Source organism: Synechococcus sp. Nb3U1 (genome assembly GCF_021533835.1).
Classification (GTDB): domain Bacteria; phylum Cyanobacteriota; class Cyanobacteriia; order Thermostichales; family Thermostichaceae; genus Thermostichus.
The window spans coordinates 1018099-1030567 of record NZ_JAKFYQ010000001.1 but is presented as its reverse complement, the minus strand read 5'-3'; the positions used below and the strand labels follow the sequence as shown (position 1 = coordinate 1030567).

The 12469-nt window shown below is 54.9% G+C and carries 6 protein-coding genes and 1 pseudogene; all 7 read left to right on the top strand.

Annotated features, from left to right (window positions below; translation table 11 throughout):
• Positions 1–57 precede the first annotated feature (57 nt).
• The 7 genes and pseudogenes from L1047_RS04685 (at position 58) to L1047_RS04655 (ending at position 12442) form a co-directional block, all read left to right on the top strand.
• Complete coding sequence (locus tag L1047_RS04685) at positions 58–420, top strand: response regulator transcription factor (protein ID WP_235277681.1); 363 nt, start codon at positions 58–60, stop codon at positions 418–420.
• 11 nt (positions 421–431) lie between these two features.
• Positions 432–971, top strand: a complete 540-nt coding sequence (locus tag L1047_RS04680; RefSeq protein WP_235277680.1) for a chemotaxis protein CheW — start codon at positions 432–434, stop codon at positions 969–971.
• Between the two features lie 324 nt (positions 972–1295).
• Positions 1296–3836, top strand: a pseudogene (locus L1047_RS04675) (GAF domain-containing protein); the annotation flags it as partial.
• Between the two features lie 12 nt (positions 3837–3848).
• Positions 3849–5780, top strand: a complete 1932-nt coding sequence (locus tag L1047_RS04670; protein WP_235277678.1) for a hypothetical protein — start codon at positions 3849–3851, stop codon at positions 5778–5780.
• Between the two features lie 50 nt (positions 5781–5830).
• Positions 5831–9193: a hybrid sensor histidine kinase/response regulator gene (locus tag L1047_RS04665; RefSeq protein WP_235277677.1), complete on the top strand. Its 3363-nt coding sequence runs from the start codon at positions 5831–5833 to the stop codon at positions 9191–9193.
• Positions 9194–9195: 2 nt separating this feature from the next.
• On the top strand, positions 9196–9792 hold the full coding sequence (locus L1047_RS04660) for a hypothetical protein (RefSeq protein WP_235277676.1): 597 nt from the start codon (positions 9196–9198) through the stop codon (positions 9790–9792).
• 490 nt (positions 9793–10282) lie between these two features.
• Positions 10283–12442 carry a PAS domain-containing sensor histidine kinase gene (locus tag L1047_RS04655; protein ID WP_235277675.1) on the top strand — a complete coding sequence of 720 codons (2160 nt, stop codon included), beginning with the start codon at positions 10283–10285 and terminating at the stop codon, positions 12440–12442.
• Positions 12443–12469: the final 27 nt, after the last annotated feature.

Sequence of the window (12469 nt, the reverse complement as noted above, 5' to 3'; positions counted from 1 at the left end):
TTTGTTCTCACCTTTGTCCTTACCTGAATGACACTTGCATATCCTTTGGAGAAACCCATGAACAGTGTTTTTGTTGTCGAAGATAGCCGCACCGATGCCGAGTTGATCAGCCTCAGCTTACAAAAAGCAGGGTTCAGTGTATCCCTGGTGGGTAGTGGGGAAGAAGCCGAGCAGAAACTGCAAAACCTAAAGCCCAACTTGATCTTGCTGGATGTGATTTTGCCCGGACAAAGTGGGTTCGAGTTGTGTCGCAAACTCAAGGCCAATCCCGCTACCCAAAATATTCCCATCGTAATTTGTTCCACAAAAGGCACGGATGTGGATAAAACCTGGGGCCGCATGGGTGGAGCGGATGATTACCTGACTAAACCCCTGAACCCAACTGAATTGATCGATACCGTCAAGCGTTGGATTCGCTGAGGAGCAACCCGATGTTGGATCTGCTGACAGAGCTGAGGGGCTCCCAGCTTGTCCCGGAACGGGAACTGGAGCGAACGGAGCGATATTTACAGTTCCAAGTGGAGGACTTATCGCTGTTAATGCCCCTACAGCAGCTACGGGAAGTCTTGCCTGTTTCGCCAGAGCGAATCTTACCGGTACCGGATATGTCCCCGTTGCTGTTGGGCTTGATCAGTTGGCGTAGCGAAGCAATTTGGCTTTTGGATTTGCCCCTTTTGTTGGGGGGATCCCCATTTCGTAGAAATGAACAGGGGCGCGCCAGTGTGCTGTTGGCAGAAGGGCAGGATGTGGCCGTTTCGGCTCCATCGAGCAAGCAGAGCTTAATATTTGGGCTACTGGTGGATTCAGTGCAAACTCTTTTTGCTTTCCCTCCTGAGCGGATTTTGCCCTTATCTCTGGAGGTGGTGAAGCCAGCCCAGAAGCATCTTTTTCAGGGATATTACCTTTCTGAAGCGGGTCAGCCTCTGTTGATCCTGGATGCCCAAGCGATTGCCCAAACCCTGCTGGCCTAAAGATTGGCTCTCAAGTTTTTTCTGCATCAACCCTCGTAATCAATATCAATTGGATGGACACCCATGGTTATCACTCTTCAAGCCCCGACTCGAATCAATGGAACAGTGACTTCATCCAGAAGCCAAATATCGGCGATACTGGCTGAGCTACGGGATCAGCTTGACCAACGGGATGGGGATCAGGAGCGCATGGATCCCCACTGGATCAAGGAGAAGCTGCACCAAGTTAGCGATTTGCTCAGCCATCTGCCCTTCCCAGAGGGATCCGAAGCTGGGTTGGCCCTTACCCAACAACTGCGCCAAAGTGGATCCCTTCTGGAAGAGGCCACCCAACAGGTGCGTGCGACTTTGGGAGCGGATCGCGTCTTGGTCTATCACTATAACCCGGACAAAACCCAGGGATCCGTTGTCGCTGAATCGGTACGGGAAGGATTCACCCCCGCTCTAGGGGAGGCGTTGCCAGCTCTGGCCTTTGGTTTAGCTTCGGCCCCCCTTTACGAGCAGGAAAAAGGCTGTGCCATCGCCAACGTTTATGAGGCGGATTTCACCCCCTACCAGCAACAACTGCAAGAGCGGTTTCAGGTGCGCTCGCTGGTGGCCATGCCCATCAGCACCGAACAGGGATCCTGGGGATTACTGGTGGTGCAGCATTGCATCGGATCCCATGTGTGGTCAGCCCCAGAAATGAGCTTGCTCGCCCAGATTTGCCGTGACCTGGGCTTGCTGATCCAGATTCATGAGTTCAAAGCCCAGTTGCAGGGGCAAAACGAAGAACGGCAACGTATCGAGGCAATCATCGAACGGGTACGAGAACCCCTCAGTCCGGATGAGATCTTCCGGGTGGTAACCCAGGATGTGCGCAAGCTGCTCAACTGTGATCGGGCGGTGATCTACAAGTTCAACCCCGACTGGAGCGGCGACTTTGTGGCGGAATCCGTGGCCGGTGGCTGGGTGCCCCTGGTGGGCCAGAGTGTCAAAGATAGCAACCTGGAACAAACCCAGGGGGGCCGCTACGCCCGCGGCGAGTACCAGGCCATTGATGATATCTACACCACGGGGTTTGATCCCTGTCACCTGCGCCTGTTGGAGCAATTTCAAGCCCGAGCCTACGTATTGGTGCCGGTATTTTCCGGGCAGCGGGTGTGGGGGATCCTAGGGGCCTACCAAAACTCCGAACCCCGCCAATGGCAGCCCAAAGAGATCGACTGGTTGAACCAAATCGGCAAGCAACTGGGGGTGGCCGCCCGCCAAGCGGATGCCCTGGTGGAACTGCAAGGTAAAAATGACTCCCTATCTAAGCTGGTGGAGCGGGAACGAACCCTGGCCACCCTGGTGGATCGGATCCGGCAATCTCTGGATTTGCCCAGTATTTCTCGCACCACGGTGCGGGAGGTACGACGATTTTTGCAGGCGGATCGGGTGGCGATTTTCCAACTGGATCTCAGCACCAGTATGAATGACTCGATCTGCACCGCCGAGGATGTGTTGCCCGGTTTTGGCACTGCCCAGGGATCCCGTGTGCACGACCACTGCCTGGGAGAACAATATGTCCCTCTCTACGCCCAGGGCCGCTACCAAGCGCTGGAGAATGTGCACCAAGCGGGGTTGAGTGATTGTTATCTGGAGATCCTGGAGCAGTTTCAGGTACGCGCCCATCTGGTGGTGCCGCTGCTCAAGGGGGAAAGCGTCTGGGGGCTGCTCTGTGTCCATCAATGCCGGGATCCCCGCGTCTGGCAACCGGAGGAGATCCAGTTTGTGCAGCAGGTGGCCAACCAGTTTGGCATTGCCCTGCAGCAGATTGAGTTTCTGGAGCAGCTGCAACAGAAAAACGCCGAGTTAGCAGTCGCTGCCGAGCGGGAGCGAGGTGCCAAAGAAAACCTACAGCAAGGGGCTTTGCGAGTACTTCAGGCTCTGGCCCCGTCTTTCCAAGGGGATCTGACGGTACGCGCCCCCCTCACGGAAGATGAAATTGGCACCATTGCTGATGGCTACAACACCACCATCCAGAGCCTGCGGGAGCTGGTGCGGCAGGTGAAAGTGGCGGCAGGCAAGGTGGCTCAAACCTCCAGCGATAGTAGCGAGGCCGTCGATGCCCTAGCAGGTCAAGCAGCCCAGCAGGTACAGGAACTGAACCAAGCCCTGGGCCAACTGGACACCATGGTGAACTCCATCGAGCAGGTGGCCCGAGACGCTCAGCAGGTGGAACAGGCCGTACAGGTGGCCAACCAGCGGGTGGAAGCCGGGGATGCCGTGATGGAGCGCACCGTGGACGGGATCCTCGATATTCGGGAAACCGTTTCCGAGACCGCCAAGAAAATTAAACGCTTGGGGGAATCCTCCCAGAAGATCGCCAAAGTGGTGCGCCTGATCGAGAACTTCGCCACCCAAACCAACCTGCTGGCTTTGAATGCCGCCATTGAGGCCACACGGGCCGGGGAATATGGGCGCGGGTTTGCGGTGGTGGCGGATGAAGTGCGCTCCTTGGCCTACCAATCCGCCAATGCCACCAACGAGATCGAGCGGTTGGTGCAGGAGATCCAGGCGGAAACCCAGGAGGTAATCGAGACCATGGAAATCGGCATTTCCCAGGTGGTGGAAGGCACAAACCTGGTTAACGAAACCCGCCAAAGCCTGAACGAGATTGCCGCCGCTACCCAGCAGATCAACCAACTGGTGAGCGGGATCCGCCACTCCACCGCCAGCCAAACCCAGCAGTCAGAAACCCTGAGCCAAGCCATGCAAGCGGTGGCCGTCATCGCCAGCCAAACCGCCCAAGACTCCGATCGTATCGCCCACTCCTTCCAGGACTTGCTGGCCACCTCCGGCGAACTGGAAGCCCACATCAGCCGTTTCCGCGTTGACTAAGGAGGGATCCGAATGACCACCACCATCACCCCAGCCGCCACAAGCCTGCTGCAAACCCTACTGGAGCGTACCTACCAAGTGAACGGGGATCCCCAACCGCTGTATGAACTGCTCCACCAGCACTCCAACCATCTGCCCCAGCTCGCGGAGGAGATTCGTCAATGGGCCAGCGAAAAGTTCCGCAGCAAAAACTTGGCGGTTAGCCGCGCCATTACCCAGCTGTTGCTCAAGTTCAGTCAGTTAGTTCAAAAATGGGATCCCCACCCAGAACTGGATCCGCCCGTTCAACCCCTAGTGATTCTGGAGATCGCCATCGCCTGTTATCAGCAGGCCCTACAGGTGATTTCGCCAGAAGCCTTCCCGGAGGAAGCCGCCCAATTGCAGCAGACCTTGGGGCAAATGCTCACCCTACAGCAACAGTACCAGCAGCTTCAGGCCCAGCAAGCCCAACTGCGGCAGGAACAAGCTCGCCTGCAACAGTCTTGGGAGGAGTTGGCCGCCGTTCGCGTTAGCGAGACGGAGTCCATAAAGGCCAAGCTGGGATCCCTTCAGGAAAGCACCGCCCAATGGGAGCAAGCGGCGGCGGAATGGGCCGAAACCCGCGCCGCTCTAGAGGTTCAAATCCAACAACAGCAAGAACACCTGGAGGCTGCCCAGCAGGCCCTGGCCCAAATCCAAGATCTCGAACAGCATCGGCAATCGGTACTGGCAGATCTGGAGAACCGACGGGCGGCCACAGAACGCGAACTGGCGGAGCAGCGCCAAGCGACCCTCTCCCAGTTGGCGACTCTGCGGGCAGAAGCCGAGACTGAGATCGCTCAACAACGGGAGCAACTGCAAGCGGAAGCCGAAGCGACCCGTGAGGGCATTCAACAAGAAAGTGCACTGCTCCGCGAACAACGGGAGCAAGAGATCGAAACCCTACGCAATGAAGTTCTGGCGGAGCTAGAAACCCAACGGCAAAACATCGAATGCTGGCGGAGTACAGCACAAGCAGAATTGGAAGCCCGCCGGCAAGAGCTGGAAACCTGGCGAGAAACTCTGCAAGCAGAACGAGAAGCAGAGCAACTGGCTCAGCAGCAACGGTTGGCAGAACAAGAGGCTGCCCTGGCGCAACGGGCCAGCGAGATGGACGCATCCTGGCAGGCCCGCCAGCAGTTCCTCGACGAACAAGCCGCCCAGTTCCAGGCCCAGCAGCGGGAGTGGGAAGAGGCCCGTCAGCAGGCTTATCTGGACTTGCAAGCGGAACTGGAGCAACACCGCGACCAGCAAACCGTCGCCCTACAAGAGCAAGCCCGCACTCTAAAGCTGGAGCTGGAGCAAAAACGCCAACAGTTTCAGGGGATACTGCTGCGGGAGTTGCAACAGTTTCTGCACGCTCTTCAGGAGCAACAACAAGCCTGGCAGAGTGAGCTGCGCCATCGCTACGCCCACCTGGAGGAAGACATCGAACAGCAGCACCAAGCAGCCCAAACCCAGCAGGAGCTGATGCGGAGGTGTCTGGAGCAGGAACGGGCTTTACTAGAACACCACTGGCAACAGGAATGGGGATCCCTGCAAGCTCAGCAGGAACAGCACCACTTGGCTCTAGCGAAACTGCAACAGGAGCAACAGGATCTGGAGCGGCAGCGGTATCTGCTGCAACAGGAGCGACAACGGTTTGAGCAGGAATGTCTGGGGTGGCGGGAGCAGCACCAAGCAGAACTTCAACAGCAAATGGAGGCAGTACACATGCATGCCGATAGCCAAATTCAACTGCTGAGCCAAGAATGCGCCGCTCTGCGGGAGCAACTCCAAACCCTGGATCGCATCCTCAATGAATTGGGGGATCCCACCCTAATGGCTGCCCTCAGCCAGATCGAGGCTCTTAAGGCGCAAATTCAGCACTTAGAGCAAGCCCTGTCCGCCCTGCAAACGCTCTCGGATCCGCAACTGGAATACTAACCCCACCCAAGATCCACTAGATCCACAGATCCACGGTTCTGGAGTACCTCATGTCTGTCGATACTCTTAGCGGCACAGAGTCTGTTGATATCCAACAACAGGTTTACCAGTATTTCTTGCTAGAAGCCCCAGAGCTGATCCAAATCATGGAGCAGGATCTGCTGGAGCTGTTGCGGGAACACTCTATCGAGCGGGTTCACAGCCTGATGCGCAATGCCCATACCCTAAAGGGGGCGGCAGCCAGCGTGGAACGGCATACCCTGCGCATGCTGGCCCACCATTTGGAGGATGTGTTCAAAGCTCTCTACGAACCGGAGCGGATGAGCCTTCCCGAGATGGGATCCCTGTTGATGGATGGGTTTGATTCTTTGCGCTTTGCTCTGCAGGCAGAACTGGCGGGTACCCCCATCGACGATGAGGAACTCCTGAACCGAGCGGCAGGCATTTTTGCCCAGTTGCAGAACCATCTGGGGGATGCCTACGGACAAGACGAGGTTTTGCCCAGTTCCGCTGATCTGGGGTTCGATGTGGTGGGATCTCTGTTTAAAGAGAGTGTGTTGGGGGATCTCAACCAACTGGCTTATGTTTTGTCCACCGGGGATCCGCAGCACATCCGAGAGTCTTTTGGGAATCAAGCGGAGTTTTTTGCTGGGCTGGCAGAGTCCTATAATTTGCCCGGTTTGGCGGCAATCGCCTCGGCTACACTGGCAGCCCTACAAGCCCACCCCGAACAAACTCTGATCATCGCAGAACTGGCCCTGGAAGATTATCAACAGGCGCGTTTGGCGGTGCTGGCGGGCGACCGGGAGCGAGGCGGGGATCCCTCGCCGCTGTTGCTGGAGCTGGCTGGACAAAGCCCGGTTCCAGAACAGGTTGAGGATCCGGATCCCATGGCAGCAGAACCTCTGTTCACAGACGGGATCCCTACCGGGCCTGCTTGGCCAGACGTAGATGTGGATTTCGCTCCGCCTGTTCAAGAGCCTGTTGAAGAGGCCGAACCCATTCCAACACTGGGATCCCACCCGGCAGCATCACCCGAATCAGATCCCCTTCCTATCCCCCCGTTCACGTTATCGTGCTCCCCCGGAGGGTCATCGGAACAGAGTCCTTCTGAGCTTCCCCCCTTGGCCCAGATCGAGGCTGTTCTACAAGAGATCGAGGCGGAACTGCAACGGGATCTCCTGCTGGTACAACCGAAAGCCAACGCTTTGGAACAAGCTGGTTCCAGCTCCCTTCAAAGTTCGCAAGAGCAGCCCGGTTCGGGGCTGGATGGGCTGAATATGACTTCTGATATGACTTCTACCGCCCCTGCTGCTCCTAAACCCGCCCCCCAGCGACCCACAAATCCCCGCAGTGGATCCCGTGAATCCATGCCCAAGATCCGAGTTGATCTTCAGCACCTAGAACAGTTGAACCATGCTATCGGGGAGCTGCTCATCGACCACAACCAGCAAACCCAAACCCACCAGCACACCCAAAAAGAGCTACAGGAAACCCTATTCCTCTGGCAAAAAGCCCAGGAACACTTGGAAAAGCTGCAAGACTGGGCTATGACCCAGGTACAACCGACTCCCTCAAGGCCGCCATCCCGGAAAACAACTCAGTCAAATTCCTCTCCAAACCCCAAATCCTTTGACTCACTAGAACTGGATGCCTACAGCGAGCTGCATGTGTTGGTGCAGGCCATCAGCGAAAGTTTTGGCCACATGGAAGATCGGCTACGGGGTTTGCAGGGGCAACACACGGGCTTCGAATTGAAACGGCGCAAAAGGCTCCTGGATCAGGCCCAAGAAGAATTGCTGCGAATGCGCATGGTACCCATAGGAACAGTGTTGCAGCGGTTTTCGCCGGTTTTGGAACAACTGCAAGCCTCCCATAACTCTCCGAGTCGTGCGGAGTACAATCACAAGCCCGTGCAGCTCAGCCTGAGGGGCAGTGACCTGTTGATGGACAAATCCCTGGTGGAGAAACTCTACGATCCGCTGCTGCACCTGGTGCGCAACGCCTTTGACCACGGCATCGAACCGCAATCAGAACGGCTGGAACAGGGCAAACCCGCCATCGGCCAGGTCGCCATTGCCGCCTTCCGTCAGGGCAACCGCACCGTGATCGAGGTGCGAGACGATGGCAGGGGCCTAAACTGGGAGCGGATCCGCCAAAAAGGGATCCAGCGGGGACTGCTCAGCCCAGAAGCTCAGCCCAGCCCAGAGCAACTCCAAGATCTGCTGTTTGAGCCGGGGTTCTCTACGGCTGCTCAGGTGAGCCAGCTTTCTGGTCGCGGCGTTGGCTTGGATGTGGTGCGCAGCCAAATTCAGACCCTACAGGGATCCATTGCCATTCACTCTCAACCGGGGGCGGGCACCACCTTTAGCCTATATTTGCCCCTCACCCTTTCAACAGAGCGGCTATTGGTTTGCCAGTCTGGCGGGATCCCCTATGCGCTGCTCACCGATGCGATTGTGCAGATTGTCTCACCCGACCCGGTAGATGGGACAGAACCCTCGCCGGTGCAGTACTACAAAGGCTTTGTGGGAGAACAACGAGCCTTGCGCTGGAGCGAAGGAGATTCAACCCGCTGGCTACCGATCCGCTCCCTATCCGAAACGCTATCGCATGGCATCCACAGCCCCACAACGAGATCTCTGACCACCAGAAAAGCTCCCTTGATCCTGCTGAGATCCACTGCTGCTGTTCGCATTAGCGGGACGGGATCCTTTGCCGAACGAGTGCCGATTGTGGCCCTAGAGGTGGATGACATTGTGGCGGAACAAGATCTGGTGGTGAAGCCTCTCAGCCCCCACCCCACCCCACCCCCCTATGTACTGGGCTACAGCCTGCTATCAGAAGGGCAACTCTGTCTGGTGATGGATCCGCACCTTTGGCTGGAATCTTCTACTCCATCCACCGCACCCCCTCAAGCAGCTCCCCCGCCTCTATTGTCGCAGCCGGACTCCCCACAACTGCCCCCAGCCTCAACATCAACTCAGGGCTTTGGCAAGCAGGGATCCCCGCGCATTGTATTGGCCGTTGACGACTCCATGACCCAGCGGCTCAGCCTCGCCCTCACTCTGCAAAAAGCCCAATACCAGGTGGTGCAAGCGGGAGATGGTTATGAAGCCTTGAATCAATGTCAGCAGCAATCCAGGATTGACCTGATCCTCTGCGATATCGAAATGCCTCGCATGAACGGGTTTGACTTTTTACAAGCCCGTCGCCAAAACCCGGAACTGCAACGGATCCCGGTAGTGATGATCACCTCTCGCGCCGCCCAGAAACACCGCGACTACGCCCTCTCTCTCGGGGCCAATGCCTATTTGACCAAACCCGTTCAGGAAGCAGAACTGTTGCAGGTGCTCTCCCAAGTGCTAACGTCCCCTCATTCCAATGCGCTCCCCCTCCACTCACCAGGATGAACATGACCAGAATGAACACGATGCCTTTCACCCACCCCCAAACCCCTGCCTTTCCAACCTCTGGCAGGCCAAAACGGTCTTTACTCAGCCGTGAAACTGAAGCGGCTCAAACGCTACGGCTGATGATTTTCTATGTGCAAGAGCGGCTGCTGGGGTTGCCCCTTAGCATGATCTTGAAGGTTTCCCACTGCCCAGACGGGATCCAGATCAACTCCGAGGGGGTGGGTCTGTTGGAATTGCGCACCGGCCTGTCCAGCCAAACCCTTTTGGTGGTGGATCTGGCCCATTTGCTCAGCAACCGTCAGACTGCTCACCCTCTGCAGGATCCATTCCTGATTTTGATTCAAACGGCGCAAGGAGAGCCCTGTGCCCTGCCCCTTCAGATCATGCCCGCTCTGATCGATTTACCCCTTGCAGAAGTCACGCCGCTGCCGTCTGCCCTACAACGGGATCCCGCCTATCGCTTTGTCAGCCACATTGCCACCCTCGCCAACATGGATCCACCACAACGATTGCACATCATTGGGTTGGGGAAAACCCCCTTGTTCACAGATTCTGCTCAGGTTTCAACCCTAATTCTTGCCGATTCCGATCCCTGAGAATTGCGGGCAAGATCTCAATTTCATCTGAACCTTGGTGGAAAACTGCGGCAAAATGAACAGGATCCCTTAGCCAACACTGGTCGTGCAGGAACATCTCAAACCTTATCTGAAAATCCCCTTACGCTGGGTGTTAGTGATTCCCCTAGCGTTGCAGATTGGACTGGGTGGATACAGCTTTGTCCTGTGGTCAGGAACAGAAGATACCCTATCGCAGCCGCTCACCCCCATGTTCAGCGTTCTGGGCCTGATTTTGGCCATTGGAGTAGGCGGAGGGCTGCTGATTTATCGCTGTATAGACCGGGCCTTGAAGTTGCTGACCCAAAGAATTCAGCAAATCGAGCAAGGCCATTTTTCATCTGATCCTCTTCCCACTCATTTCTCAGAATTGGCTCCCCTGGCAGAGGCCATCATGGCCATGAGCTTGAGGGTGCAAAATAGCTTTCGAGAACGGGAGGCAAAATTGAATCTTGTCCTAGCCGCAGGGGAGATGGGCACTTGGCAACGGGATCTATGCACCGATCCGGAACGACAACAGTGGTCTGCAGAAGTTTATCGCCAACTAGGACTCAACCCGGAACAGGTTCCTCAGCCCACCCGCCAGACTTTTCTGAATCGAGTTCATCCAGAAGATCTTCATTTATTTGAAAAATTTGATTGGCTTCAAGAGGAGGAATCCCGTCCTTTCCAACGGGAATTTCGTATCATTAGGCCTAATGGTGAAATACGGTGGATTCGCTCCTTTATTCAAACTATAAAAAATTACCAAGGCAAAAGAATTCAAGTTTTTGGCATCAATAAAGATATCACTCAAGAAAAACAACAAGAAGCCGAGCAGCAGGCTAGATTACAGGCATTGCGAATCAGTGAAGCCCGCCTCAAAGCACTCATTGATAATCTGCCTTTTCAGTTTTGGGCTCGAGATAGCAAAGATATTTTAATTTATCAAAGTAAGTCTGATCAAGAACAATATGGAAATTGTCTTGGTCAACGGATTGAAGATATGAATCTTTCTGAGGAAGACATCTTAGACTGGCAGGACACTGTGGCCAAGATTAAAACTGGAGAATTCATTAAAAGAGAAAAGAAAGTATGTTGCGATGAAGAGGAGAAACATCTTCTGTTTATAGGTGCTCCCATCCGTCAAGAAGACCAAATCATCGGATCCTTGGGAGTGCATGTTGATATTACCGAGCAACGACGAGCTGAAGCGAACCTTGTTCAAGCTCGTTCCCAACTGGAAATAGCCCTCAAAGGGGGAAATATGGGGGTCTGGGAAGCAGATTTGATTACCAGTAAAATGTGGTGGTCACCGGAGCAATATCACATTTTAGGTTTTGTCAGCGATGAACATGGTCATGTTTTGGATCCTCAAGGTCAGGTGGTGGCACCTTATCCCATTAGAGAGCTAATTTTTAATCGCATTCTTCCTTCGGCTCAGAAGGAGTGCCAAGACAACATTGAAAAGGCTTTATCAACAGGACACTACCCTGATTCAGAATACCCCTATATTCGGCCTGATGGTGAATTGCGCTGGCTCCTTTTCCGAGGAAAACTTGACAGCGATGACTCTGGACAAGTCAGGAGACTTCTTGGGGCTTGCATTGATATTACCGATCGTAAACATACAGAGTTACAACTGGAACTTCTGGCGTCTATTGTCCATTCTTCTATTGATGCTATTGTTAGCACCGATTTGAAAGGCGTAATCCTGACATGGAATGAGGGGGCAGAACGTACTTATGGATACCTTGCTGAGGAGGTCATAGGGATCAACATTCGAGATATCCTAATACTAGAACATGGCTTCCCTCCAGAAGACTCTTTTATCAGCCAACACCGATCTAAGGAAGGCCGCTTAATAGATGTCTTCGTGACCATCTCTATTTTGAAGAGTGTCAGAGGGGATCCCTGTGGCACCTCCTGGATTATTCGGGATATTAGCTATCAGAAAGAGTTGGATCGACTCAAAGATGAGTTTATCTCCGTCGTCAGCCATGAATTGCGCACTCCCCTCACCGCCATTCACGGATCCCTGACCACGTTGAATACGGGTATTTTTGGATCCCTGCAACCGATGGGGCAAGAGCTTTTACACATCGCCGAACAAAACATCACCCGCCTGATCCGACTGGTCAACGACATCCTCGATTTAGAACGCTTAAATAACCCCGACCTGCCTCTCGACAGGCAACCGTGCCGGTGTGCTGAGCTTGTGGCCCAAGCCTGTGCCACAATGCAACCTTTGGCCGAGCAGGCGCAGATTCAAATTCAACAGACTCTTACAGACTGTACCTTTTGGGCGGATCCCGACTTAATCGTGCAGGTGCTCACCAATTTGCTCAGCAACGCGATCAAGTTTTCGCCCCCCCACAGCAGCATCCACATTTCCGCTCAACCTCAACAAGACACCCTCCTGATCGCTGTTCGAAATCAAGGCCCAGGGATCCCTGCTGATAAACTGGAGCTGATTTTTGAGCGCTTTCAACAGGTGGATGCCTCGGACTCCCGCAAGAAAGGCGGAACTGGGTTGGGCTTGGCCATCTGTCGGCAAATCGTCCAGCAACATCAAGGTCGGATTTGGGCGGAAAGCCGCTTAGGAGAGGGCAATATTTTTTACATTGCTTTACCCTTACGTGATCCCAGATAATGAATCATAATTTCTCTGTAATTTCCC

Coding starts and splice junctions, on each gene's coding strand:
- L1047_RS04685 (WP_235277681.1), top strand. CDS start 58: ATGAACAGTGTTTTTGTTGTCGAAGATAGCCGCACCGATGCCGAGTTG.
- L1047_RS04680 (WP_235277680.1), top strand. CDS start 432: ATGTTGGATCTGCTGACAGAGCTGAGGGGCTCCCAGCTTGTCCCGGAA.
- L1047_RS04670 (WP_235277678.1), top strand. CDS start 3,849: ATGACCACCACCATCACCCCAGCCGCCACAAGCCTGCTGCAAACCCTA.
- L1047_RS04665 (WP_235277677.1), top strand. CDS start 5,831: ATGTCTGTCGATACTCTTAGCGGCACAGAGTCTGTTGATATCCAACAA.
- L1047_RS04660 (WP_235277676.1), top strand. CDS start 9,196: ATGACCAGAATGAACACGATGCCTTTCACCCACCCCCAAACCCCTGCC.
- L1047_RS04655 (WP_235277675.1), top strand. CDS start 10,283: ATGGGCACTTGGCAACGGGATCTATGCACCGATCCGGAACGACAACAG.